This is a genomic window from Streptomyces sp. NPDC056738, assembly GCF_042790435.1.
GTDB lineage: Bacteria > Actinomycetota > Actinomycetes > Streptomycetales > Streptomycetaceae > Streptomyces.
Map to the genome: position 1 here is coordinate 518594 of NZ_JBHTZF010000002.1, position 24975 is coordinate 543568.

The following is a 24975-nucleotide window of genomic DNA, read 5'->3' on the forward strand; positions in this document are numbered from 1 at the left end:
GCACGCTAGGAGCCGTCCTTGTGGAATTCTTGTGGCCGGACACCGGCGGTCGCGATCACCCAGTTCCGCTGTGCGGGAAGCGCCCGCTCCCCACCGGCCCCGCCGCCCCACAGGGGGAGCGCCACCTCGATCCGGGTCCCCGTTCCGGCCGGCGGTTCGAGGACACGGACGCGGCCCCGGTGCAGGTCGACCTGCTGGGCGACCAGGGTGAGTCCGAGGCCCGATCCGGGACTGTCCGGGCGGCGCTCGAAGCGTTCGAAGACCGTGGCGCGACGCTCGGGCGCGATCCCGGGCCCCTGGTCGTCGACGCACAGGACGACGTGGCCGCCGCTCGCGCGCAGCGTGACCTCGATGCGCGCGGGGCGTCCGTCGGCACAACCGCCGTGCACCAGCGCGTTGGTGAGGAGATTGTCCAGGACCGTGCGCAGGCCCGGCTCCCAGCCGTGCACCCGCAGGCCCGGTGGACAGTCGCCGGAGATGTGCGCGAGCGGATGGCGCCGCCGCTGCTCGCGCACGCTCGCCTCGACGACATCCGCGAGGTCCACCGGACCGAAGGCGTCCGCCTCGACCAGGTCACCGCGGCCGAGCTCGCGCAGCATGACCAACAGCCCCAGCAGCCGGGCGTGTTCGCGGCGCAGGTCGTCCAGGACCTCGTCCCGCTCGGGAGCGGGCAGCGCCGGATGCCCGGTGAGGATCTCCAGGTTGGTCTGCATGCTCATCAGCGGCGTGCGCAGTTCGTGCGCGGCGGCGGAGGCGAAGGAACGGGCGGTGGCGAGCGCCTCCTCGGTCCTCGCCGCCTGCTCGTCGTAGCGGCTCAGGACCGTCTGGAGGGTGAGCGCCAGATCGTCGACCTCGGCGATCCGCGCCGGCGTGTGGTCGAGGCGGGCGGCACTGGTCCGCGGATCCAGACCGCTCGCGCTGTCCCGCAGCCGCCGCAGCGGACGGCTCGCGCGGCCCGCCACCGCACCGGCCAGCAGCCCCGAGAGCGGCGCGGCGAGCAGCGCCACCGTCACCACGCGCCTGCGCACCAGGCGCAGTTGGGTGTCGGAGGCGGTGTCGGGCGCGAAGAGCCAGAGCGTGCCGCGCACCCCGGGACGGGTACCGGACACCCGCTTGGACAGGACCCGCCAGGAGTCCCCGCCGGCCCGCAGCGTGACCGGCACGGGCGCGCTCGCGGGGAGCGTCACCCCCTGGTCCGGCTGCGGGCCGCCCGTGTACGTCTCCGACGGGCCGATCAGCCGTACGCCGACATCCAGAGCCGAGGTGAACAGCCGCCTCTCGCGGGCCCGTTCGACCGCCGCGGACCGGTCCGCCGCGCTCGCGCGCAGCAGTCCGCGGGCGTCCTTCGCCACGGCCGCCGCGCTCGTCCGCAGGTGGGCGTCCTGCTGCTCGTGCAGATCCGACGCGACGAGCCGCAGCAGCAGCCAGCCGGTGGCCAGCACCAGGACCGGCACGGTCGCGCCGACGGCGAGGGCGATGCGGGTGGACAGCCTCATCGTCCCGCCCCCGGCCCGTCGTCGCGCAGCACGAACCCGACGCCCCGCACGGTGTGGATGATCCGGTCCCGGCCCGGTGCCTCCAGTTTGCGCCGCAGATAGCTCACGAACGTGTCCACCGCGTCGGTGCGCACGTCGAAGTCGTAGCCCCAGACCCGGTCGAGGAGCTGATCCCGGCTGAGCACGATGCCCGCGTTGCGCGCCAGGACGTGGAGCAGCTCGAACTCCCGCCGGGTCAGCTCCAGTCGGCGCCCGTCCAGACTGACCGTGCGCGCCGTCGGGTCGAGCGACAGCCCGCCCACCCGTACCGTGTCGGTGTCCTTCGGCGGCCGGCGCCGCAGCAGCGCCTGGAGCCGGAGTACCAGCTCCTGCAGCGTGAACGGCTTCACCAGGTAGTCGTCCCCGCCGGCCTGCAGCCCGGCGATCCGGTCACCGGTCTCGTCGAGCGCCGAGAGCATCAGGACGGGTACGTCGTTGTCCTCCGCGCGCAGCGTCCGGCACACGTCGATCCCGCTGAGTCCGGGCATGGAGATGTCCAGCACGATCGCGTCCGGCGGCGTGTGCCGGGCCGCCTCCAGCGCGTTCCTGCCGCCGTCGGCGAGGTCCACGGTGAAACCGCCCAGCCGCAGACCGCGTTCGAGCGACCGTCGTATCGCCGCGTCGTCGTCGACGACGAGGACCCGTCCCCGATCTCCGCCCATCAGCACACCCCAGCTCGCAGGAACGGACCGTTCGGGCCGGTCCGACTCGCCGCCCATCGTGCACCAGGGGCTTCGTCGGCGGACCCGCGCGGCCCCCCGCGTACGAAGGTGTGACCAGGCAAGAAGCGGTCCGTGCCGTGGCCAGCCACGAAACGGTAACGAAGGACTTCGCAGGGGGTGAGGACATGCCCGCGCAGCGTAATGTCCCGCATGTCCTGGGTGCTCGTGGGGGGTGACCCAGTGTGGGGAGGGGTGTGTCATGGCTGCCATGACGCGGGTTCGAAGAGTGCCCACCGATGTCCGGGTCCGTCTGATCGCGACGCTCTGCGCGGGACTGCTGTGCGCGTCCCTGGCCGGGTGCGGGAAACACGGCACGCCGGAGGCCGCGTCCTCGACGGCCTCCGCCAGTACCCTGGCGTCCGCCGCGCCGTCGTCCGCGGCCGCGTCCACGCCGGAGGCGACGCCTTCGGTCACCGAGGTCGCGACGCCGACGGAGACACCCACCACGGAGGAGGCCACGGCGGCCGCCACCGAGGACACGGTGTCGGCCGGCGGCTCGGCGGCCTCGGCCCTGTGGGGCAAGGCGTACAGCGGCACCGCGAGCATCTCCGTCGACATCTACGACTACTGCTCCACCGACGGGTCCCGGCACCTGGCGGACAGTCAGACCTACTCCATGAACAGCACCCTCGATCTGGGCCGGCCCGAGAGCGGCGGCGACCAGACCGAGAGCAACCCGTTCTCCATGCTGTTCGCGGCGGGCAATCCCGCCCAGGCCGGAGCGGTGTCCTTCCGGTCGTCGTCGGTCAGCACGGTCTCGAGCCAGGACCTGGCGGGCAACTACCGGGATCCGAATCTGCTGCTGACCTACTGGAACATCGACTGGTCAGGCGGCGAACTGGACGCACGGCTCACGGATCCGCACGACCGGGAAGCCATCGTCCTCAACCTGCTCAACTGGCCCGGCCTGCTCATCGCCTGCCGCTCGGACCTCGGTCAGATGCCCGGCGGCTTCCCGCACGCGCTGGCCGCCGGTACGACGTTCACGGGCCGCCTCGACGGTTCCGGGGCCTCGCTCACCGCCGAGGGAAGCACCACCGACGGCGTGGTCGCCTTCAAGTTCACCTTCGACGGCACGGCCTCGTGACGCCCTTGGCGGCCCGCCTCCCCCGGACGACCGTGACGGGACGGCGGGCAGTCGGCGCGGCCGCACCGGGGGACGCCGCATGACACCGGACCGGCTGGACACCTGGAGCCTGCGGATCGCCGAGCGGGCCGCCCCCGAGGAGCGCGGGTTCGCGGCGCAGACGGCTCGCGCGTACGCCGCGGGCGGCGCTCCCCGCCGCGACCTCTTCTCCTCGCCGGGGCAGGTGCCCGGAGGCATGGGCGGCGGCGGGGCCGCCGTCCTTCCCGCCGTGCTGGACGGGCTCGCCTACGCCGCCGAGTCGCTGAAATCCGCTCTGGCGAGCCCCGAGTTGAACAACCTGCTGTCCGCGACCGGACTGCTGGTCGCGTTACAGGCCCAGCGGCGCGCCGAGGCCGCGACCCGGCGGCCGGGGGAGGACGGCACGGCCTCACCGGACGCACAGCCGCCGGCCGGCGAGGACATACCCTCGGCGCCGTCGACGTCACCGCCACCGCCGTCGTCACCACGGCCGGTGCGGGACGACGGGGGCGCCCCCGACGGTGCGGCCGACGGCGAGGACCTGCCGGAAGCCGCGCCGGGAGACTTGTCGGGAGCCACGCCGGGACTGGCCCCAAGAGCCCTGCCGGGAGCGGCGGTTCCCCCGGGCGGCGCGGACGCCCGCTCCGGCACCCCCACGGCCGACGCCGTACGGGCCGCACTGGACATGAGCGCGCGGCTCCGGGCCCGCGGGCTGGCCCCGGACCAGGCCGACGAACTGACGGCACGCCTCATCGCCCGGCTGGTCACCGAGGACGACCCGGAGGAGGCCGCGGCCTTCCTCGACGCGCTGGTCGGCGAGGAGCCGCCCCCGCAGGCCCCCGGCCCGGACACCCGGCGCCCGAAGCTGCGCCGACTGCGCTCCGCGGCGTCGAGCCTGCTCCACCGCGCCGCCCGTCCCCGTACGACCCCGCACGGCCCCCAGGCCGGTCCCGACACCACGGACCGGGAATGAGCACGGCGCCGAGGGCACAGGAGCGCCGGCCGTCCCGGCGCGCGGACCGACCCCGTACGCCGTCATGAGGTGGCCGCCGCCGCTCCGGCCCGCACGGTCCTGGGGGCCGCCGCCCTGGCTGTGGCTGACCCTGGCGCTCTTCCTCGCGCAGCTTCCCGCCCTGATCGGACACACCCTCGACGTGAGCACGGGGCTCGGCCGGGTCGGCGGGGCCGAACTCGGCCGCTTCGTCACGGCGCTGCTCAGCCTGGTCCAGCTCCTGCCCCAGTTCTTCCTGCTCGTCGCGGTCCTCGCCCTCCTCGCCCCGCGGGCACGCCGCCGTCTCGTCGAACGCCGCCACGGACTCCTGGCCCCCGACGACCCGCTGATGGCGCCCCCGGCCCCGGCGCCCGGGAGCCCGGACGGGGACGTCCGGCCGCACTTCGCCGCCGCGATGGCGGCGTTCGTGAACACGCACGCACCCGGCACCCGGCTGAGGCTGAGCACGCAGGACGGAATCTCCGCCCGCGTCTACCCCGGCGGCTGGCGAACGGCCCATGTCGGCGTCTTCGCCCCGCTCGTGCATCTGTGGCACACGGACACCGACGCCGCCCGAGCGGTCCTCCTGCACGAACTCGGCCATCTGCGGAAGGGCGAGCAGCACGCCACCGGGCTCGGCAGCCCCCTCACCGCCCTGGTCCGCGTCTGGCCGTACGTCCTCGTGGGCTTCGTGGTTCTCCCGGTCGCGCTGCTGTTCGCGACGGGCAACGCGACGGTGTTCCTTACGCTCGCCGAGGTCGTCCTGGTCCTGGAGAGCGTGCCGAAGGTGCTGCTCCTCGTGGTGGCCGCGCTGTGGTCGGCGGAGTTCGGCGCGGACCGCTACGCCGCTCGGACGGCGGGCGCCGACGCCGTCGTACGCGCTCTGCGCAGCCTGGAGAAGGGCGATCACGGAGGCCTCGCACGGCTCTATCACCCGCCCGTCGGGCTGCGCGTCCGGTGCGTGTCACGAGCCGGGACCATCCGGGTCCGGCTCCTGTCGGCACTGCTGTGGCCCCTGGCCCTGTTCGCCCAGACGCCGCTGGCGATGCTGGGGGCGTTCCCCGCGTACGTGCTGCTGGGGGCGTCCGCCGACCGGGCCGGCCGGCAGGTCCTCGCGCTGGCCCACGAGTCACTGGCCGGACAGCCGGCCTGGTGGGCGACGCTGGCCGTGGCGCTGCTCTGGCCCCTGGTGACGCGCGAGGAACCCGCACGGAGGGACTTGCCGGCGACGGCCGGTTCTGCGACGTCCGGGCCGGGGGCGGCGACGGCCGGTCCTGCGATGCCCGGGTCGGGGGCGGCGACGGCCGGTTCTGAGACGCGTGGGCCGGCGACGGCCGGGTCTGGGACGCCCGGGTCGGTGGTGCCCGGGTCCGGGATGGCCGGGTCGGGGGCGGCCCGGTCGGCGAGGCCTTCGCCCGGGGCCTCCCGGTCGGTGGCGGCCGGGTCCGCGACGCCGTCGCCCGGGACCTCCGGGTCGGCCGCGGTCCGGTCCGCGACCGTCTACGCGGCGGCCGTCCTGCTTCCGGCGGTGCTGCTGCTGATCGGGCTGCTGCCCCTCGCCTCCCGCCCGGCCGGTGGGGTCTTCGCCGACGACCCGGCGGCGGGGACCACTCCGGCCGCCACGCGGGCACCGGGCGGTGGAACCGGAACCGATGCCGGTGCGGGGGCGGGAAGCGGTGGCGCAACCGATGACGGGGCCGGAGCCGGAGCCGGGGTCGGGGCGACGGCCACGGGATGTCCCCGGCGCGCCGCGCCGCGCGATCCGAGCCGTCCCCCGGGACTCCCGGCCTTCACGGCCGGAAAGCCGTCGCCCACCGCCGCCGGTCCGGATCATGAGCGGGGCCCCCGCACCTTCCGTACGCTCGCCGTCGTCTCCGCTGATCCCCTCTCGGGCACCCGCTCCCAGGCCCAGGAGGTGGCCGACCATCTGCGCGGGGCCCGGTGGACCCTGCGCGACGACGGCACCCTGGCGGCCGACCTGGACGAAGTGCCCGTCCTGCGCACCACGTCCGTCGACGGCACCACACGCCTGCTGACGGGGGAGCGCACCCGGCGCACGGACGTCAGCGCGACGACGACCTGGATGGACGCACGCCTGGTCACCGGCGCGGGCTCGACGGTGCGGCTGGACCTCGTCAGGGCCGTGACGGGAGCCACCCGAGCGGTGGTCGCCTGCCGGGAGTTCACCTCCACCTCGACCACCGCGCAACGCCTGTCGCTGACCTTGTCGGACACGCCCTAGTGCCGCTCACGGTGTCTTGGTCAGCTCACGGTGTCCTGGTCAGGAGAGCCCGGGGCCGTCGTCCCGCCGTGGGCTCAGGGGGATCGGTAGCCACCGCGTCACCGTCGTGTCACAGGCCTGTGCACGCGTGAACCACGGCGGCCGTGCGTCGATCTACAGCGACGAGTGCCGGTCAACGTCCGGCACCTGAACATCTCAATCGGGGGACCACATGCAGTACGGGACGCACTCAGGGTCGCGTGTCCGCGGCGCCGCTCTGGCCATGGCGGCCATGTCCGCGGCCACACTCCTCATGACCGCCTGCCAGCCGGGCCCGGAGAAGGCGGGTTCCGGCGCCACCGCGCCGTCGGGCACCGCCAAGAAGCCGACGGCCTCGGCTCCCGGTTCCCCGACGCCCGCGAAGCCGTCCGCCGGGACGGGAGCCTCGGCCGAGCCGGCGAGCGACACGTCGTCCAAGGCCCCCGCCTCGGTCCCCGCCACCGCGACCCCGGCGACGAAGACCAAGACGTGCGCGGCGGAGTCCCTGAAGGCGTTCATGTACCAGGCCGACGTGCGGCCTCCGGGCACCGGAACGGGCGCCGCCGTCGTGGAGTTCACCAACATGTCCGGAGCGACGTGTGTCCTCCAGGGGTACCCGACCGTGGCCGGCGCGGCCAACGGCTCCCCCGAGAAGAACAAGCCGCTGACCGTGACCCGGACGGGCCCCTCGGCCAAGGTGGTGCTCGCCCCCGCCGCGAAGGCCTGGGTCAAGATGACGTTCGTCCAGGTCCAGGGCGAGGCCGACGGCTACTGCGTGTCCGGGTCCACCCCGGTCAGCTACCCGACGCTGGTGGTGGGCCTCCCCTCCAGCGGAGCGCACCAACTCGCCCTGGAGGGCGGCGGAGTGCTGGCCGAGTGCGACAACAAGGCGACGGTCACGGCCGTCACCGCGACGAAGCCTTCCTGACCGTCGCCGGTGCGCCGACCCCGCCGTCGGTACGGCGCGCGCTCCTGCCGCCGGTCACGGCCGTGACCGGCGGCTTCGGCGTACGCCAGTGTGGGGCGTAACGGGAGGCCGTCCCCAGGCTGCCGCGGTAGGCCGTGCGGGGTGGCGGCCCCACCCGCGGTGACCGGATGCACCCAACGGGCCGGACCTATGGATCGCATACCGCTCGGTCCTATGGACCGGGACCGGGCATGTGCCGTTCGCGGGCCGGAAGCGCCCCCGCCCGGCGGAGGGGGTCCGGCGGGCGGTGAGCCCGGTCGCCGCCGGGGTCGCAGACGTGGTGTGGTCCGCCGCCTGGTCCGGGGTGTCGTACGCCACGTCCGGCGTGCGGGAATGCCGGCGCCAGGTGTGCTGTTACAGCTCACGTAACTGATTGGCATGCGCGAGTCAAGGCTCGTGCGTGGTGGGTGAAGGAGGACCTCATGGCACGCAGCACCGCACGCCCCGTCGTCACGCTGAGGTCGACGGCCGGTACCGGCGCCACATACGTGACCCGCAAGAACCGCGCGAACGACCCCGACCGGCTGACCCTGCGCAAGTTCGACCCGCTGGCCGGCCGGCACGTCGCGTTCCGCGAGGAGCGCTGACCGCGCGCCGGGTATTCCCGGGACGCGCCTGTCGTATCGCCGCCGTATCCGCGCACGAACCCGCCGTAACCGAGGAGGGAACCCCATGAGGTCCGACATCCATCCCGAATCCCGTCCCGTCGTCTTCCGGGACCGTGCCGCCGGGGTCGCGTTCCTCACGCGATCCACCGCGCACTCCGACCGGACGATCGAGTGGGAGGACGGAGCCGTTCATCCCGTCATCGACGTGGAGATCTCGTCGGCGAGCCACCCGTTCTACACCGGCACGTCGCGGGTCCTGGACACCGCGGGCCGCGTGGAGCGCTTCGAGCGCCGCTACGGCCGTACGGCGTCCGACCGGCACTGACCGCCGGAGCGCGCCGAGTTCGGCACAGAGCCCGCAGGAGGAAGAGTCATGAAGGTACGCGCGTCACTGCGCTCACTGAAGTCCAAGCCCGGCGCCCAGGTGGTCCGCAGGCGCGGAGTGGTCTTCGTCGTGAACAAGAAGAACCCGCGCCTGAAGGCCCGCCAGGGCTGACGGCACGACACAGATGAAGGCATCCGGTCCGGCCGGCACATCGCGTGCCGGCCGGACCGGCCCGTCTCGGCTACGCCACGCGACGGCAGGTCGCCGACCGGCCGCACCGCGGCACGCCGTCGACCAGCCACGCACGGCCCGTCGCCGACCGGCCGCGCCCGCGGCTCGCTGACGCACCGGTGTGCCGGGAGTTACGATCACGATCGTGACGTGCCCTTCCTCCGCGGACGACGGATCGCCCGCGGAGGGCGGTGCGGGTGGATGCGCTGGATCCGACGCGTGACGGTCGCGCCGGGCGAAGTACTCCGAGGGGAGCCGTTCGTGACCACGGCCAGGGACTTGTTCATCATCACGATGGACAAGGAGCCGGAACGTTCTGTGGGGCAGGGCGACCTGTCGCTCGCCCTCGCCGGAGCCGAGGTGATCGATCTTCTCGCCGGCGAGGTCATCACGCTGGACGGTGACCGGATGACACCGGCGAGACAGCCGGCCACGGACGACCGGCTCCTGGGCGAGGCGGCGTCCTCGCTCGTGCGGCAGGTCCCGTACGAACGCGTCGAGGACTGGCTCTGGCGCCGGGGGCGTGACCTGGCCAAGGCCTATCAGGCCGACCTCGAACAGGCGGGCCAGCTCACCCGGCACCGGCGGAGCCGACTGCCGTTCGGCGGCGAGCGGATGGAGCTGGTGGACTCACCGGCCCGCAGCCGCGCGATGCACCGCTGGGCGGCGGACGAGCCCGTCCTCGCCGCGCTCGCCGAGGTCGTCGGCATCCCCGCCGAGGAGACCGACGGCGGCTCGTCGGTCGAGGACGAGGCGGTGACGACCGTCCTGGTCGCCGTCCACGACGCGGTGATGGAACTGGAGGCCGTCCGCCAGCGCCGAGCCATCGAGAACGCCGCGTTCGCCAACATCTGGCGCGGCGCCTGACAGGACTCGGGCCGCACCGACACCCACGAGGCCGCGATCGGGACCGGGGTCCACGCCGCGAGGGTGTGATTCGGGCCGGGGGTGCACGTCTTCACCAGGTGATCCGGGCCGATCCCACGTCCGCGAGGCCGTGAGCCGGGTCCGGGGTCACGCCACGAGGGTGTGACCCAGGCCGGGGGCACCTGGCACCTGGACGTGATCCCGTCGGGGGCCCGCCCCGAGCGCGAGGTGAGGGGCGCGGAGGTCGGCCGGGGTGCCGTCCGCCGCGCCCCGGGTCACTCGGAGGCCTCGCGGGCCCGGCGCTCGCTCTCGCGTGCTTCCTGGAGGTGGGCGTCGACGCGCTGTGCCCTCCGGGGCAGCAGCGAGTCCGTGACGCGCTGGAGCGTCTTCGTCAGCGGATGCCTGTCCTGCCCCTGCGCGGACCCGCGCGCGGCGGACGCGGCGTCGCGGTACTCCGCCATCTCGGCGAGCGCCGCGTGCGCGAGCTCGGTCGCCTCCCGGTACAGGTCCCGCGACTTCGTCATCGCCTCCAGGGCCTCGGAGTACGAGGCCACCAGGGCCCGCGCGTGGGTGACCTCCTCTTCGAGGGTCAGCAGGCTCCACTCCTCGCGCAACGCCGTGAAGGCCGCCGCCGCGTCGTCCGGCAGCGGCCAGGGCAGCGCCGCGAACTGCACGACCTTGTCGAGGAGTTCGGTGGGCTCGGAGCCGTCGAGGAAGACGCTGCGCACCCTGAACGCCTGCTCGTCGAACCCGATCCGGGCGGGTGTCCCGGACAGGATGACGGCACCGCCCCGCGGCACGGATGTCCCGAGGTCGCCGAGCGCCCAGTTGACGGCGTGGAACTGCTCGGGTGTGGCCCGGTGTTCGACCACTCGGTGCCGCAGCGCGGGCGGCAGCAGCCGTACCAAGGGGAGGCGGCCCTCGGCGTCGGGAGTCATGGCCTCGTGCACGACGACGTTGATGCTCCAACTGTGCCGGGCGATGTCCTTGAGCAGCCGGCGCAGCGCCGCGTCGTCCTTCGGCAGCGGGTTGACGTCCTGGAAGAGCAGCCCGCCCGCGGCGTCACGGTCCCAGGAGAGGCCGCTCCGCTCGGGCCAGAGCAGCGCGGCGGGGGAGGACCACCCGGGATCCCAGGGCCGCTCCGCCTCGGCCGCCAGCGTCCAGCGCCGCTCGCCGTCCACGTGCGCACGTCCGTCGGTGGTGAGCCGTGCCCGCACGGTCACCTCGTCCTCGACGAACCAGCGGGCCTCGAAGACATACCCGTCCGGCGTCGTGGAGTTCTCCTTCTCCAGGAAGTCCTGGATCCTTTCGCTGTTCTTCAGTGCCCGCAGGTGCTCCCGGATTGCCGCCTGCGGGGCGGGACCTGTGTGGCGCCCGGCGGCCAGCCAGACCGTTTCCGGGGCGGTGAGACGCTCTGTGGAGGACTTCGGCATGAGTCACTTTGCTGGTGGGGTGTGGTGTGCCCTCCCAGTATGGTCACCTTTGGCCAAGAGCCGGGAGGCGAGGCCCCTCGGGATCACGGACCTCCGCCATCGGGTGACTATGGACTTTTCGTTGACGATTGACCGTATTGGGGTGATCGCGAAGAATCCGAGCCGCCCCCCGACTCCCGGTTCCGGCATGCCGGCGAGGTCCGAGCGGCCGGGGGTGGAGGTCCGCGCGACAAGAGCGGTGGCGGCGCGGGTCCGGCCCGCCGAGGGCGCGGACCTGCGTGGATGCGAGGCGGTTGGCGACCGGGCAGAAGCTCGCCGACGGTCGGGCGCCGGTAGGGTTGCGGTCGAAGAAGGGGCGGACGCGGATGCGGCAGCGGGTGACCATGAGCGATGTGGCGCGGGCCGCGGGAGTCTCGTCCGCCACCGTCTCCTATGTCCTGAGCGGAAAACGCCCGGTCACGGAGGAAACGCGCAAAGCGGTCGAATCGGCCATCGAGCGGCTCGGGTTCACCCTCAACCCCGTCGCCCGCAGTCTCCGTACGGGCAAGTCCACCATGGTCGCCCTGGTCGTGCCGGACATCGCCAACCCGTTCTACGCGCTGCTCGCCCGCTCCATCCAGGACGAGCTGCGCGGCCGGGGCTACCACGTGCTGGTGAGCAGTACGGGAGCCCGGCGGGACGAGGAGGAGGCGCTGCTGCGCGAAGTGGTGCACCAGCGGTTCGCCGGTGTGGTGATGACGCCGTTCCGGCTCCCCACCGACTCCTTCGACGTGCTGCGCGCGGCCGGAATCCCGGCGGTGGTCAGCGCCGACGTCTCGTTCGGTGACGTCGATCTGGTGACCCCCGACGCCGACGGCGCGGTCCGTGAGGCGCTGGCGCACGTGGCGGCCACCGGCCGGCGCCGCATCGGTGTCATCGCCGGGCCGCTGGACGCGGCGGGCGGTGATCCGCGCCTGGAGCGCGTCCGGCGGCACGCGGCCGAGGCGGGGCTGCGCATCGCGCGGGAGCACATCGTCCACGGCGAGCACACGCGCGAGGCGGGGGCGGAGGGCTTCGAACGGCTGATGCGCGCGCCGCTGCGGCCCGAGGCGGTGCTGTGCGGCAACGACATCACAGCCGTCGGCGCCATGGACACGGCCGAGCGTCTCGGGCTCGACATTCCCGGAGACGTGTCGCTGGTGGGGCACGACGACATCGAGTTCGCCTCGCTGGTCCGGCCGCGCCTGACGACCATCCGCTACCCGGCGCGCGAGGTCGGCCGCGTCGCGGCGGGACTCCTGCTGGAGCAGATCGACGGCCGGACGGCGCGAAGGACCGTGCGGGTCGCCACGACGTTCGTGACGCGCGCGTCGGTCTGACGGCCCGGCCACTTCGCCCGAGCGCGGCGGTCCGAGTTGGCGCGCGGCCACCGGGACCGTGCACGCAGCGGCCCCTGGCCATGCACTCCTGCCCGTCAGCCGAGCCCCCCTGACGGTCAGCGGTGAACCCCCGACCGTCAGTGGCCGCGCGCGGGCGCCCCCGGCCGGGCACTCCTGCCCGCCAGTCGAGCATCCCCGACGGTCAGCGGTGAACCCCGACCGTCAGCGGCCGCACGCGGCGGCCCCCGGCCGGGCACTCCTGCCCGTCAGCCGCGCATCCCCGACCGTCAGCGGTGAGCCCCGCCAGACCGCCGTGAACCCCCGACCCTCAGCGGTGAACTCCCTCCAGGCAGCCGTGAACCCCCGACCGTCAGCGGTGAACCCCCTCCAGACCGCCGTGAACCCCCGACCCTCAGCGGTGAACCCCCTCCAGGCAGCCGTGAACCCCCGCCAGGCGGGCTCGTTCCTCCCGTCCGGCACCCATAACCCCCGCCCCCGGCGCGCCCGTTACCGGCCCGCCTTTGCCGGATCGATAGTCGAAGGACCGTAGCGTAATCGATTACGTTGCGCTTGACTGAGTCGCGGACAAACGCCGACCGGGGTTCCGCAGCCCCCTGACCCGCCATCAGTCTGCCGGATTTGGCAGGAATCGCCCGCTCGCCGATTTGCGCTGCCTGTAAACAAATTCGATCAGTGGTTGTTTGCTTTTGGGTGTCCACGTCGCGAAAGCCAACATCGTCGATCCGGTCGCACGGCCGGTCGCCGGCGGGTTCGCGGATCGGGCGAGGTGACGGGCCCGCCGGTCCGTGTTGGTCGTGCTCGCCCCTTTTTCGAGGCCCATGAGGGTGGTCCGTGACGTGTCGGTCACGTTTCGGGTAAGGAGAGCGCGAGGTCTTGACGCATTGACGACATGAGGCTGTCATTACGCCCACGTTGTTCGGTCGAGTTGGTTTCTGATCGATTTCCGGCCTCCCCGCCGTCCAACTCGACCGAACCCTGCCCTCAGGAGCCGTCATGCACCTTCCCCTCTCGGGTCTGTCCGCCCCAACGCCCAGCCGTCGCACCCTCATCCGTGGAATCGGCGGCGCGGTCGCCCTCGGCGCGGGCATACCCCTGCTGAGCGCCTGCGGCGACAGCGGCACGGCCTCGGACCCCAAGACGGTCACCGTCGGCTCCAACGCGTCCGACGCCGTGCCGAAGAAGGCCTTCGCCGACGTCTACGCGGACTTCAAGAAGCAGTCCGGCATCACGGTCGACGTCAACACGAAGGACCACAACACCTTCCAGGAGCAGATCAACTCGTATCTGCAGGGCACGCCGGACGACGTCTTCAACTGGTTCGCCGGGTACCGCATGCAGTTCTTCGCGGCCAAGAAGCTCGCCTCGCCGATCGACGACGTGTGGGCGAAGATCGGGGACAACTTCCCCGAGGCGATGAAGAAGCTCAGCAAGGGCGAGGACGGCAAGTACTACTTCGTGCCGATGACGACGTACCCGTGGGCGGTCTTCTACCGCAAGAGCGTCTTCCGGCAGCACGGCTACAAGGTCCCCACCACCTGGGACGAACTCATCGCCCTGTGTAAGCAGATGAAGAAGGACAAGCTCGTGCCGATCGCCTTCGGCGACAAGGACGCCTGGCCCGCGATGGGCACCTTCGACCAGATCAACTTCCGCCTCAACGGCTACGACTTCCACGTCCAGCTCATGGCCGGCAAGGCCTCCTGGACCGACGCCAAGGTCAAGGCCACCTTCGACCACTGGGCCGAACTCCTCCCGTACCACCAGGACGGCTTCATGGGCCGCACCTGGCAGGACGCGGCACAGACGCTGGTGGCCAAGAAGGCCGGCATGTACCTCCTCGGCACCTTCGTGGCCCAGCAGTTCACCAACAAGGAAGACCTGGACGACCTGGACTTCTTCCCCTTCCCGGAGATCGACTCCGCGTACGGCCAGGACACCGTGGAGGCCCCCACCGACGGCCTCATGGTCAGCAAGGCCCCCAAGAACCACGCCGGCGTCCTCAAGCTGCTGGAGTACATGGGCAGCCCGGCCGCCGAGGAGCTCTACCTCAAGGGGGACCCCAGCGTGGTGGCCGCCTCCGCCAAGGCCGACACCTCCGCGTACTCGGCGCTCCAGAAGAAGGCGTTCGACATGATCGCGGGCGCCAAGACCCTCACCCAGTTCATGGACCGCGACTCCCGGCCCGACTTCACCTCGACGGTGATGCAGCCCGGACTCCAGAAGTTCCTCCAGAACCCCAAGGGCGTGGACGGCTTGCTGTCGTCGATCGAACGCCAGAAGAAGCAGATCTTCGCGACCGCGTGAGCGACATCATGAGCACCGACACGACGACGGACTCCCCGGAGACGGCCACCGTGCCGCCTCCGGGCGCCGCCTCCGCACCGAAGCGGGCAGCACGGGGCCGAAGGCGCCTGCTGACCCGCCGAGACCGGATCACGCTCGCCCTCATGGCGGGCGTGCCCACGGTCCTGCACGTGGCCCTGGTCTGGGTCACCGCCCTCGCCTCCATCGCGCTCGCCTTCACCACCTGGGACGGCATCGGGTTCGACTCGATCAAGTGGGTGGGCCTCCAGAACTTCCGGCAACTCTTCGCCGACAACCCGCAGTTCTGGCCCGCCGTCCAGCACAACGTCATCTGGTTCGTCGTGCTCATCCTGATCCCGACACCACTGGGCCTCTTCCTCGCCGTCCAGTTGGACAAGAGGATCCGCTTCAGCCGCGTCTACCAGACCGCGTTCTTCCTGCCGGTCGTCATCTCGATGGCCTGCATCGGCTTCGTCTGGCAGCTCGTCTACAACCCGGACACCGGCCTCATCAACAGCCTCATCGGCGCCAACACGCCCGGCCACTACATCGACTGGATCGGCGACCCCGACCTCAATCTGTGGGCCGTCCTCGTCGCCGCCTCCTGGCGGCACACCGGCTACATGATGATCCTGTACCTGGCAGGCCTCAAGGGCGTCGACCCCTCCCTCAGGGAAGCCTCCGCCCTGGACGGCGCCAACGAATGGCAGACGTTCAGGAACGTCATCTTCCCGACGCTGCGCCCCACCAACACCGTCGTGCTGGTCGTCACCATCATCGAGGCGCTGCGCGCCTTCGACCTGGTCTTCGTCTTCAACAAGGGCGCCCAGGGCACCGAGTTGCTCTCGATCCTGGTGACCAACAACATCATCGGCGAGTCGAGCCGCATCGGTTACGGCTCGGCCATCGCCGTGGTCCTGCTGGTCATCTCGCTCGTGGTGATCGTCCCGTACCTCGTGGCCACCTTCCGGAAGGAGCGGCGACCGTGAGCGCCCCCACCCTCGCGTCCGGCGGGCGGGGGCGGCGCGCGCCCGTCCGCCCCGCCCGCGTACTGCTGCACGTGTTCCTCGCCGGCACCGCCCTGGCCTGGCTCGCCCCCCTGCTCTGGGCGGTCTTCTCGGCCCTGCGCCCGTACGGCGAGACCAGCGACAAGGGCTATGTGTCCTGGCCGGACACGCTGAACCTCGACAACTTCAAGAACGCGTTCGAGCAGTCGGACATGACGCACTACTTCGTCAACACCCTGGTGATCGCGGTGCCGGCCGTGCTGCTCACCCTGTTCCTGTCCTCGATGGTCGCGTTCTACGTCAGCCGCTTCGACTTCCGGCTCAACCTCGCGCTGCTGCTGGTCTTCACGGCCGGCAACCTGCTCCCGCAGCAGGTCATCATCACCCCGCTGTACCGGATGTACCTGCTCACCGACCTGCCGGGCATCACCGCGAGCGGCAAGCTGTACGACTCGGCGCTCGGCCTCGTGCTGATCCACGTGGCCTTCCAGTCCGGGTTCTGCGCGTTCGTGCTCAGCAACTACATGCGCTCCCTGCCGGACGAGCTGACCGAGGCCGCGCTCGTGGACGGAGCCTCCGTCTGGCGGCTCTACTGGCAGATCACCCTTCCCCTGTGCAAGCCCGCGATGGCGGCCCTGGCGACCCTGCTGTCGATCTGGATCTACAACGACTTCTTCTGGGCCCTCGTGCTGATCTCCACCGGCGAGAACATGCCGATCACCTCCGCCCTGAACAACCTCTCCGGCCAGTACTTCACGGACCCCAACCTGGTCGCCGCCGGCGCCCTGCTCACCGCGATCCCCACGCTCGTCGTGTACTTCGCGCTCCAGCGGCAGTTCGTCAGCGGTCTGACCCTCGGTGCCAACAAGAGCTGAGACGACACCACCCGAAAGACTCAGGCGGCTCCAGTGAAAGAGAACGACGTGCCCCAGGCCTTCACCCCCGCAGCCTCCGTACCCGTGGACCCGCGCACCGCACGGGTCCACGAGGAGGGCTGGCAGTCCTGGAGCCCCAGCGGCTCCTACGCCCTCGACGACACCCCGTACCGCCCGACGAACGACAACTGGGCGACCGTCTGCTACCGCCCCGGCCGCACCGCGCCGCCCGGGACCTTCCAGGGCGAGGGACTGCTCGCGCTGGACCCGGGCGACGGCTCCCCGGTGCGGCTGTGGGCGGCGCCCGCCCCGACCGCCTCGGTGCCCTCCATCCGGCTGACCGTCCACGACGGCCGTGCCGAGATCGTCGCCGACGGCCCGGTCACCGAGTCCTCGTACTCGGGACCGGACGGCATCCAGGGCGCCCTCGCCGCCTGGGCCGACACCCTCGCGAGCCCCGCACCGCGGCCCGCGCCCACCGTCTGGTGCTCCTGGTACGAGTACTTCACCGCCGTCACCGAGGACGACGTCCACGAGAACCTCCGCGCCATGGACACCCTCGGCCTCCCCGTCGACGTCGTCCAGATCGACGACGGCTACCAGAACGCGCTCGGCGACTGGCTCACCCTCTCCGGACGCTTCCGCTCCCGCGCGGCCCTCGCCGACGCCGTCCGCGCCCGCGGCCGCCGAGCGGGGATCTGGACCGCGCCGTTCCTCGTGGCCCCACACAGCGAACTCGCCGGCCTGCACCCCGACTGGCTGGTCCGCGACACCGCGGGCACGCCCCTGCACGCCGGCCACAACTGGAACCACGACCTGTACACCCTCGACATCACCCACCCCGAGGCCCGCTCCTACCTCACCGACGTCTACGCCACCCTGCGCGCCGAGGGCTACGACTACTTCAAGACCGACTTCCTCTACGCGGGCGCCCTGGACGGCGTCCGGCACTCCGGCGCCGACGCGCTGAGCGCCTACCGCGACGGCATCGCCCTGATCCGCGAGGCCATCGGCCCAGACGCCTACCTCCTCGGCTGCGGAGCGCCGGTCCTCCCGTCCATCGGCCTGTTCGACGCCATGCGGGTCAGCCCCGACACCGCCCCGCACCGGCGCCCCGAAGCCGGCGACCACAGCCAACCCGGCCAGGACGCCGCCGAGTTCACCGGCGTCGGCCGCCAATGGCAGCACCGGCGCCTGTGGATCAACGACCCCGACTGCCTGATGGCCCGCCCAGCCGTCGAGACCCGGGAACGATGGGCCGCGCACGTCGAGGCCACCGGCGGCCTCATGGCCTCCAGCGACCGGCTGCTGTCCCTCGACGACTGGGGTGTGGCCACCACCCGCCGGCTGCTGTCCTCCGGACACGCGCCGGCCTCGGGAGGTGCGGCATGACCCCCGAACGCACCCTGTCCGTCCCCGGCATCGCCTACGGCGGCGACTACAACCCCGAACAGTGGCCCGAGGAGATCTGGGCCGAGGACATGCGCCTGATGCGCGAGGCCGGTGTCACCATGGTCAGCGTCGGCATCTTCTCCTGGGCCCTCATGGAGCCCTCCGAGGGGCGGTTCGACTTCACCCGCATGGACCGGCTCCTGGACCTCCTCCACGAGAACGGCATCGCCGCCGACCTCGCCACCCCGACGGCCGCTCCGCCCGCCTGGTTCTTCCGCGCGCACCCCGAGGCGCTGCCGGTCGACCGGGACGGCCGAACACAGACGTACGGCAGCAGACAGACGTTCTGCCCGAGCAGCCCCGCCTACCGCGCCGCGGCCCTGCGTGTCACGAGCGCCCTCGCCGAACGCTATGCCGCCCACCCGGCCGTCGTGATGTGGCACATCCACAACGAGTACGGCTGCCACAACGCGGCCTGCTACTGCGACACCAGCGCCGCGTCCTTCCGCCGCTGGCTGCGCGCCCGCTACGGCGACGACCTGGCGGCGCTCAACCACGCCTGGGGCACCACGTTCTGGAGCCAGTGGTACTACGACTGGGAGGAGATCCTGCCGCCCCGCGCCACCGGCGCCGTCCCCAACCCCACGCACCAGCTCGACTGGCGCCGCTTCTGCTCCGACGAACTCCTGTCGCTGTACACCGCGGAGCGGGACGTCCTGCGCACGGCCGCCCCCTCGACACCGGCGACCACCAACTTCATGGTGATGGACGTCTTCGACGCGCTGGACTACTGGCGGTGGGCGCCGGAACTCGACATCGTCTCCAACGACCACTACCTCATGTCCGCCGACCCGGCCTCCGAGGTCGACGTCGCGCTCTGCGGCGACCTGACCCGGTCGCTGGCCGGAGGGCCCTGGCTGCTCATGGAACACTCCACGGGCGCCGTGAACTGGCAGCCCGTCAACCGGGCCAAGGTCCCCGGCGAGATGCGCCGCAACGCCCTCGCCCATGTGGCCCACGGCGCCGACGGCATCGCCTACTTCCAGTGGCGGGCCGCGAAGGCGGGCGCCGAACAGTGGCACTCGGCGATGCTCCCGCACGCGGGCACGGATAGCCGCATCTGGCAGGACGTCGTGCGCCTCGGCGCCGATCTCAAGGCCCTGGCCGAGGTGCGCGGCAGCACCGGCACCGCCGAGGTCGCCGTCGTCTGGGACTGGAACGCCCGCTGGGCACTGGAGCTGCCCTCCCAGCCCAGCGGCGAACTCCGGTACCAGGATCTCGTCCGTGCCTGGTACGAGCCCCTGTGGCGGTCCGGCGTGGCCGTCGACTTCGTCCGCCCCGACGCGGACCTGTCGGCCTACCGCCTCGTCCTCGCCCCGAGTCTCTACCTCGTGGACGAGGCGGGCGCGGCGAACCTGACCGGCCATGTGGAGCGCGGCGGCACCCTCGCGATCGGCTTCCACAGCGGAGCCGTCGACGAGAACTGCCACATCCGGCTGGGCGGTTACCCGGGCGCCTTCCGCGACACCCTCGGCATCCGCGGCGACGAACTCTTCCCGCTCCTGCCCGGCGAGTCGGCCGGACTGACCGGTCAGGTGCCCCCGGGCGCCACGGCCACGCTGTGGTCGGAACGGCTGCGCCTGAACGGCGCCGAGCCGGTCGCCACTTACACGGACGGACCCCTGGCGGGCGTCCCGGCGGTGACGAGACACGCCCGGGGAGCGGGTGCCGCCTGGTACCTGGCGACCCTTCCCGACCCGGACACCCTCGGCGCCCTGCTGGACCGCATCCGCGCCGAGGCCGGGGTCACCGACGGCGGCGGCCTGCCCCCGGGAGTGGAGACGGTCCGCCGCCGGGGCCGCGACGCCGACTACGTGTTCGTCATCGACCACGCGGGCCGGGGCGCGGACATCCCGGTCCCCCCGGGCACCACCGAACTCCTCACCGGCAAAACCCTGTCGGGCTCCCTGCGGGTCGATCCGGGGGAGGTAGCGGTACTGAAGGAGCCGCGGGCGACGGGCGGGTAGCCGCCGGCTCACTCGGGAGGCGGGAGCAGGGGGCCCAGCGGGCCGAGGTCGAGGTTGAGGTCCTCCATGGTGAGGCCGTGGGTCGCGCACAGGTCGCGCATCCGGTCGTGCAGGACCATGAGCGTCGTGCCCAGCCGTTCCTCGTCCTCCTCGCTCAGATCACCCTGGTCGACCCGGCGCAGCGCCTGACGTTCCATGACCTGCCGCAGCAGTTCGACCAGCGTCAGGACCAGCCGCATGAGATCACGCTCGACCGTGTCGGGGTCGGTGTTGATCCGCCCGGCCGCGGCGCGCCCCCGCGTGCCGGGTCGCGGCCTGTCCGTGGGCGCGGCCGGCAGCAGCCGGAAGGCCCGGGCCGCGGCCTCCGCCGCCTCTTCCAGAGGGTCCGCGGCGCCCTGGAATCCGTCGTCCTCAGCCGGCATGGCCGCCTCGCGGGGGAGCGGACCGGTCCCAGGGCGACGGATTCTCCGCGCTGACGGAGACGATCAGCGCGCGCAGCGAGATCCGTACGAGATCGATGTCGGCGATGGACAGCATCACGTCACCCGTCAGGACCACCCCTCCGGCGAGCAGACGGTCCAGCAGGTCGACCAGCGCGACCTGACGGTCCGGCAGCGGCTCCAGGGAGGCCGAGGCCGAGGGGCCGGGCACGGTCATGGCGCGACACCCCGTACGTCGCCGCCGGTTCCGCCGGTGCCCTCCTCGTCGTCCGTGGCCTCCTGGGGTGGCATCGCGAAGGAGTACGGGGCCCACGGGCCGGTGACCTCCACGCGGACCCCCGGCAGGCCCCGGCCCGCTCGGGCGGCCTCCTCGCGGAAGGCCTCGCCGTGCCCGCGGGGCACCAGGAACGCGTCGTTGAAGACGTTCTCGCCCGCGTCGTCGCCGGCCAGGGGGCCCTGCTGGGGACGGTGGGCCGCCCGGTCGGTGGCGTACGCACGTGCCACCTCCGCCACACGCTCGGCCGCCTCCTGGGCCGCCCGATAGACGGCCTCCCGGTCGCCGCGCTGCCGTCTTCGGGCGCTGAGGTAGGCCCGCCCCGGAGTCATGTCCGCCGACGCGGTGGACTCCGGCGCGGACTCGGCGGTGGCCGCAGCCGCCTCGACGTAGATCTTCACTCCCCATTCGACCTGGTCCGCCAGGTGATCCAGACGCTCGGCGAACACCCGGATCGCGGAGCGCAGCATGTCGCGTGCGCTGTCGTCGTCGACGTAGACGGTGGCCAGCCGCAGCGGCAGCGCGGGGGTCAGCGCCGTGACCTCCTCCACGATCGCGTGGTGGGCCCGGGCGACCGCCTCCAGCCAGTCCAGGTCCTCCAGGTGCCGTCTGAGCCCTTCCTCGCGGAAGTCGGCGGACGGCGCCGGGCTCACCACGAGGACGATGTTCGGGGCGTCGCCGTTCTCCTCGCCCTCGGCGATCAGGTGGACCGGGGCGCCGACGACTCCCGCGTGTCCGGCCAGCGTCCGGGCCAGGTCCGGGTGCGCGCGTGCCACGGCGTACGCGTAGGTGACCGGTTCACTCGTTCTCGTCGTCATCGCGATCAGCCCTTCGGCGGGTGGTGCCGCGCGGCTCCGGCTCCACCTCGGGGATGCCCCGGTCCCGGCGCAGGGCGTTCAACTCGGCACGCAGCCGGCGGTTCTGCGCGGCCAGCGACCGCTCGTCCCCGGCCCCCGACGTGAGCGAGGGGTCGTGTTCCCACCAGTCGATGCCCATCTCCCTGGCCTTGTCGACCGAGGCGACCAGCAACCGGATCTTGATCGTGAGCAGTTCGATGTCGAGGAGGTTGATCCTGATGTCGCCCGCGATGACGATGCCCTTGTCGAGGACGCGTTCCAGGATGTCGGCCAGGTTGGCGGACGAGCCCTGCGCGTACTGCGGTGTGGCCCGGGACGGATAGTCGCCCAGGCGGTTGGAGAGCGGTTGACTCACGACGGTGTCCTCGAGTTCTCCCGGGTCGGGGCCGGGACGCGCGGGATGCGATCGGGATCGGGCCGGTCAGGGTGCTCCGCCCTGTTGGTACGCCCTGATCTCGTCCAGTCGGTCGAGCAGTTGGTCCTCGGCCCGGTCGAATGTCTCCTCGTCGATCTCACCGGCGTTCAACTGCCTTTCCAGCTCGGCGAGTTGGAGCCGTATCGGGGCGGGGTCGTAGTACTCGTCCTCCGCGGCCTCCAGCACCCTGTCCATCACCCAGGCGACTCCGCGCACGGGTGCCAGGGGAAGCGTGACGAGTTGTGTGAACAGGCCCATGACGTCTCCATCAGCTGAAGCTGTACGGAGGGAGGGGGCCGTTGAGCCGGAACTCGAACCCCTCGCCCATCTGGTGCGCCAGGCTCAGCTCCGTGGCGAGGAAGAGTTCGTCCTGCTCGTCGCTCACCAGGAACGAGACGTTGAGGAAGTCCGTGCCGGTGGGCGGAGCGGAGTCGATCTCCCGGGCGAACGGGCGCAGCGCCTCGATCACGCCCGAGGCCAGTGCCTCCTGGCGGGCCCGGACCTCGTTGGCGACCATCTCACCGAGCCGTACGGCCGTGTCGGGGGCCGCCGTGCCGGCGCGGATGTCGTCGTTGAGCTGCCGGGCCTGCTCCGAATCCGTGAGGATCTCCCGCAGCAGCATCTCCTCGTCCTGCGACGCCTTCAGGTTGTACTCGACGCAGCCCTCCAGCAGGCGCAGTCGGTCGGCGTACTCGTCGCCGCGCTCCTCCAGTGTCTGCTTGACCGTGTCCTCGTCCGGGGCGGTGTAGCCGAACCTGAGCGGCAGCAAGGTGCCGTCCGCCAGCAGGCGCTGCTGCACCTCCTGGTGACGGCCGATGTCTCTGCGTTTGGGGCGCAGTTCCTCCGGCGCGTCGCTCACGACCGCGCAGAGCGGCCCCGCGGTCACCGTGCGCAGCGGGGAGGCCGCAGCGCCGACCCCTTCGAGCCCGTCGAGGCGCAGCGGATGGTCCTTGAACGTGATCGAGTAGATGTATACGGCCATGGCTCACTCCTCCGCGCGGGACGTGCTGCGCTCCCGCCGGGAGGATCGCTTGGCAGGCCGCCGCCGTCGTTCCACCGTCTCCTCCTCTTCTTCCTCGTCGTCGCCCTTGCCCGTCACTCCCCGGAGGGTGTCGGTGACAGCCTCGGCCGCGCCGCTCAGGGCTCCCTTGGACTTGCCCTTCGCGCCGGATTCCAGGGTGTCGCCGACGATGTCGGTGAGCTTGGACGGGGCCTTGTTGCCCGACTCCAGGTCGAGGCGGTTGCACGCCTCGGCGAAGCGGAGGTAGGTGTCGACGCTGGCCACGACGATGCGTATGTCGATCTTCAGGATCTCGATGCCCACGAGGGACACACGGATGAAGACGTCGATGACCAGCCCGCGGTCGAGAATGAGCTCCAGAACGTCGTAGAGGGTGCCGGATCCGCCGCTCCGGGCCGGACTGCCGCTGCTCTGCGGCACCATGGTCATGGTGCCTCCCTTCACCGGCTGTGCTGTGTCAGCGCCGGTCGATCTGTCCACGCGTATAGCGGCGCTTCCTTTCGTAGGCCACCAGGTCGCCCTTCTTGTCCAGGGTCACTCGGTAGGTGGCCATCACGCTGGTGGTCTCGGGGACGCGCTCCAGTTCGAGTACCTCCACATCCGCCTCCCAACCGTCGTCCGTGGGTCTGATCGCGGAAACCGACTCGGGGGTCCGGCCGAGCAGCGTGTCGAGCTGTTCCACCGCCGAACGGATGGCCCGGGCCGCGCCTCCGGAGCGTGAGGGGGCCGCACGCTCCGCCGCGGGCCGCCGGCGCGGGGCACCGCCCTCGGCGCTCGGTCGCCGTTTGGCGGGCTCTGCTGCGGCCATGGTGTCTCCGGTCGTCGTGACGGACGCCGTACTTGGACGAAAGCGTGCAATCTCATCATATAGGGGTACTTGGGGCGTCAGGTGAGGATGACGTGCCCTGAGGCCGCCCCGTCGAGCGCGTGGCCCAGGGGGAGGTAGCGCGCGGCCCAGGGGAGGTGCGGGCCGCGCGGTCCGAAGGGAAAAGGTTCATGGATGACACAACCAAGATCGCTCTGGCCGCGGCTGTCGCCGGGGGCTATCTGCTCGGACGTACGAAGAAGGGCCGCCTCGCGTTCGCCGCGGCCACCTACATCGCCGGGCGCCGATTCGCGCTCGATCCGAAGCAGTTGGCCACGGAAGGGCTGAAGCGGCTTTCGGACGTTCCGGGCGTCGCGGAGCTCCAGGAGCAGGTGCGGGGCGAACTGATGGATGCCGGCCGCCAGGCTCTGAAGGCCGCGGCCGACCGTCGCCTCGGTGACCTGGCCGAGAGCCTCCATGAGCGGACACTGCGTGTCGGCGAGAAGCCCGCCAAGGAAGAGGACGAGGAAGAGGGCGAGGACGAGTACGACGAGGACGCGTACGACGAGGACGCGTACGACGAGGGCGAGCCGCAGGGCGAGGTAGAGGAGCCGGAGGAGGAGGAAGAGGAAGAGCTGGAGGAAGAGGAAGAGGAGGAGCCCGAGGACGAGGAGGGGGAGCCGGAGGCAGAGGAAGAGGAGGAGGAAGAAGAGGAGCCGGAGGAAGAAGAAGAGGAGGAAGAAGAGGAAGAGAAGGAGCCGGAGCGACCGCGAAGGCAGCGGCGGAGCGCCGGAGGCACCGAGGGCAGACGTGCCGCGGAACCCGCTGCCCGGAAGCGGACCGCGAAGAAGCCGGCCCAGAAGCCCGCGGCGAAGAAGGCGCCCGCCAAGAAGTCTGCTCCTGCCAAGAAGGCCGCCGCCAAGAAGAGCTCGCCCCCGGCGAAGAAGGCCGCGGCGAAGAAGGCGCCCGCCAAGAAGGCGGCTCCGGCCAAGAAGACCGCGGCCAAGCGGTCCCCGGCGAAGAAGACCGCTCCGGCGAAGAAGACCGCCGCGAAGAAGGCGCCCGCCAAGAAGACCGCCGCGAAGAGTTCTTCGTCCAAGACGGCCAAGAGCGCTTCCGGACGACGGAGGTAGGG

The 24975-nt window shown here is 71.9% G+C and carries 26 protein-coding genes; 15 read left to right on the plus strand and 11 right to left on the minus strand.

The annotated features are described in order from the left end of the window. Window positions 1–5: 5 nt before the first annotated feature. Together ACFRIC_RS06000 and ACFRIC_RS06005 are read right to left on the minus strand one after the other, a co-directional pair. Window positions 6–1496 (minus strand): sensor histidine kinase, encoded by a 1491-nt coding sequence (locus ACFRIC_RS06000; RefSeq protein WP_382780014.1) that lies wholly within the window; start codon window positions 1494–1496, stop codon window positions 6–8. After that, entirely contained in the window at window positions 1493–2197 is a 705-nt protein-coding gene (locus tag ACFRIC_RS06005) for a response regulator transcription factor (protein ID WP_382780017.1), read from the minus strand. The genes ACFRIC_RS06000 and ACFRIC_RS06005 overlap by 4 nt, the downstream gene beginning before the upstream one ends. A 259-nt stretch (window positions 2198–2456) precedes the next feature. Between ACFRIC_RS06005 and ACFRIC_RS06010 the strand changes: the two genes are divergently transcribed. The 8 genes from ACFRIC_RS06010 (at window position 2457) to ACFRIC_RS06045 (ending at window position 9611) form a co-directional block, all read left to right on the plus strand. Further along, window positions 2457–3344, plus strand: coding sequence for a hypothetical protein (locus ACFRIC_RS06010; RefSeq protein ID WP_382780020.1), 888 nt, complete (start codon window positions 2457–2459; stop codon window positions 3342–3344). Window positions 3345–3423: 79 nt separating this feature from the next. Then, entirely contained in the window at window positions 3424–4335 is a 912-nt protein-coding gene (locus tag ACFRIC_RS06015) for a hypothetical protein (RefSeq protein WP_382780024.1), read from the plus strand. Between the two features lie 64 nt (window positions 4336–4399). Continuing rightward, on the plus strand, window positions 4400–6595 hold the full coding sequence (locus ACFRIC_RS06020; RefSeq protein ID WP_382780027.1) for a M48 family metalloprotease: 2196 nt from the start codon (window positions 4400–4402) through the stop codon (window positions 6593–6595). Between the two features lie 262 nt (window positions 6596–6857). Continuing rightward, window positions 6858–7541, plus strand: coding sequence for a DUF4232 domain-containing protein (locus tag ACFRIC_RS06025; RefSeq protein ID WP_382780030.1), 684 nt, complete (start codon window positions 6858–6860; stop codon window positions 7539–7541). A 461-nt stretch (window positions 7542–8002) separates the two neighbouring features. Beyond that, window positions 8003–8167, plus strand: a complete 165-nt coding sequence (gene rpmG, locus ACFRIC_RS06030) for a 50S ribosomal protein L33 (RefSeq protein WP_382780032.1) — start codon at window positions 8003–8005, stop codon at window positions 8165–8167. A gap of 85 nt (window positions 8168–8252) precedes the next feature. After that, window positions 8253–8513, plus strand: coding sequence for a type B 50S ribosomal protein L31 (locus ACFRIC_RS06035; protein ID WP_382780036.1), 261 nt, complete (start codon window positions 8253–8255; stop codon window positions 8511–8513). A 48-nt stretch (window positions 8514–8561) separates the two neighbouring features. Further along, window positions 8562–8684, plus strand: coding sequence for a type B 50S ribosomal protein L36 (gene ykgO / locus ACFRIC_RS06040; protein WP_326783839.1), 123 nt, complete (start codon window positions 8562–8564; stop codon window positions 8682–8684). 321 nt (window positions 8685–9005) lie between these two features. Beyond that, window positions 9006–9611, plus strand: coding sequence for a GPP34 family phosphoprotein (locus ACFRIC_RS06045; RefSeq protein WP_382780041.1), 606 nt, complete (start codon window positions 9006–9008; stop codon window positions 9609–9611). A 275-nt stretch (window positions 9612–9886) separates the two neighbouring features. On the opposite strand, the gene ACFRIC_RS06050 is transcribed toward ACFRIC_RS06045, so the two are convergent. Next, window positions 9887–11044 carry a hypothetical protein gene (locus ACFRIC_RS06050; RefSeq protein WP_382780044.1) on the minus strand — a complete coding sequence of 386 codons (1158 nt, stop codon included), beginning with the start codon at window positions 11042–11044 and terminating at the stop codon, window positions 9887–9889. A gap of 365 nt (window positions 11045–11409) precedes the next feature. On the opposite strand from ACFRIC_RS06050, the gene ACFRIC_RS06055 reads away from it, so the two are divergent. The 6 genes from ACFRIC_RS06055 (at window position 11410) to ACFRIC_RS06080 (ending at window position 20028) form a co-directional block, all read left to right on the plus strand. Further along, complete coding sequence (locus tag ACFRIC_RS06055; RefSeq protein WP_382780047.1) at window positions 11410–12402, plus strand: LacI family DNA-binding transcriptional regulator; 993 nt, start codon at window positions 11410–11412, stop codon at window positions 12400–12402. Window positions 12403–13416: 1014 nt separating this feature from the next. Then, window positions 13417–14727, plus strand: coding sequence for an ABC transporter substrate-binding protein (locus ACFRIC_RS06060; RefSeq protein ID WP_382780050.1), 1311 nt, complete (start codon window positions 13417–13419; stop codon window positions 14725–14727). Window positions 14728–14735: 8 nt separating this feature from the next. Next, on the plus strand, window positions 14736–15716 hold the full coding sequence (locus ACFRIC_RS06065; protein WP_382780052.1) for a carbohydrate ABC transporter permease: 981 nt from the start codon (window positions 14736–14738) through the stop codon (window positions 15714–15716). Continuing rightward, window positions 15713–16609 carry a carbohydrate ABC transporter permease gene (locus tag ACFRIC_RS06070; protein WP_382780055.1) on the plus strand — a complete coding sequence of 299 codons (897 nt, stop codon included), beginning with the start codon at window positions 15713–15715 and terminating at the stop codon, window positions 16607–16609. Before ACFRIC_RS06065 ends, ACFRIC_RS06070 begins: the two co-directional genes overlap by 4 nt. Window positions 16610–16657: 48 nt before the next feature. Continuing rightward, a complete protein-coding gene (locus ACFRIC_RS06075; protein ID WP_382780837.1) occupies window positions 16658–18001 on the plus strand; it encodes a glycoside hydrolase family 36 protein in 1344 nt (447 codons plus the stop codon). Further along, a complete protein-coding gene (locus ACFRIC_RS06080; RefSeq protein ID WP_382780058.1) occupies window positions 17998–20028 on the plus strand; it encodes a beta-galactosidase in 2031 nt (676 codons plus the stop codon). Before ACFRIC_RS06075 ends, ACFRIC_RS06080 begins: the two co-directional genes overlap by 4 nt. A gap of 8 nt (window positions 20029–20036) precedes the next feature. On the opposite strand, the gene ACFRIC_RS06085 is transcribed toward ACFRIC_RS06080, so the two are convergent. The 8 genes from ACFRIC_RS06085 to ACFRIC_RS06120 form a co-directional block, all read right to left on the minus strand. Beyond that, the gene (locus ACFRIC_RS06085; RefSeq protein WP_382780061.1) at window positions 20037–20450 is read right to left on the minus strand and encodes a gas vesicle protein K; all 414 of its coding nucleotides are present in this window, start codon (window positions 20448–20450) and stop codon (window positions 20037–20039) included. Further along, window positions 20440–20685, minus strand: coding sequence for a gas vesicle protein (locus ACFRIC_RS06090; RefSeq protein ID WP_382780063.1), 246 nt, complete (start codon window positions 20683–20685; stop codon window positions 20440–20442). Before ACFRIC_RS06090 ends, ACFRIC_RS06085 begins: the two co-directional genes overlap by 11 nt. Beyond that, window positions 20682–21560 carry a GvpL/GvpF family gas vesicle protein gene (locus ACFRIC_RS06095; protein WP_382780068.1) on the minus strand — a complete coding sequence of 293 codons (879 nt, stop codon included), beginning with the start codon at window positions 21558–21560 and terminating at the stop codon, window positions 20682–20684. Before ACFRIC_RS06095 ends, ACFRIC_RS06090 begins: the two co-directional genes overlap by 4 nt. Beyond that, window positions 21541–21954 (minus strand): gas vesicle protein, encoded by a 414-nt coding sequence (locus ACFRIC_RS06100; protein ID WP_382780071.1) that lies wholly within the window; start codon window positions 21952–21954, stop codon window positions 21541–21543. The genes ACFRIC_RS06095 and ACFRIC_RS06100 overlap by 20 nt, the downstream gene beginning before the upstream one ends. 66 nt (window positions 21955–22020) lie before the next feature. After that, a complete protein-coding gene (locus tag ACFRIC_RS06105; protein WP_382780074.1) occupies window positions 22021–22272 on the minus strand; it encodes a gas vesicle protein GvpG in 252 nt (83 codons plus the stop codon). Between the two features lie 10 nt (window positions 22273–22282). After that, the gene (locus tag ACFRIC_RS06110; protein ID WP_382780077.1) at window positions 22283–22996 is read right to left on the minus strand and encodes a GvpL/GvpF family gas vesicle protein; all 714 of its coding nucleotides are present in this window, start codon (window positions 22994–22996) and stop codon (window positions 22283–22285) included. Between the two features lie 3 nt (window positions 22997–22999). After that, on the minus strand, window positions 23000–23458 hold the full coding sequence (locus ACFRIC_RS06115; protein WP_382780840.1) for a gas vesicle structural protein GvpA: 459 nt from the start codon (window positions 23456–23458) through the stop codon (window positions 23000–23002). Window positions 23459–23492: 34 nt separating this feature from the next. Continuing rightward, the gene (locus ACFRIC_RS06120) at window positions 23493–23843 is read right to left on the minus strand and encodes a gas vesicle protein (RefSeq protein ID WP_382780080.1); all 351 of its coding nucleotides are present in this window, start codon (window positions 23841–23843) and stop codon (window positions 23493–23495) included. Window positions 23844–24031: 188 nt separating this feature from the next. Between ACFRIC_RS06120 and ACFRIC_RS06125 the strand changes: the two genes are divergently transcribed. Then, window positions 24032–24973 carry a histone protein gene (locus ACFRIC_RS06125; RefSeq protein WP_382780083.1) on the plus strand — a complete coding sequence of 314 codons (942 nt, stop codon included), beginning with the start codon at window positions 24032–24034 and terminating at the stop codon, window positions 24971–24973. Window positions 24974–24975 lie beyond the last annotated feature (2 nt).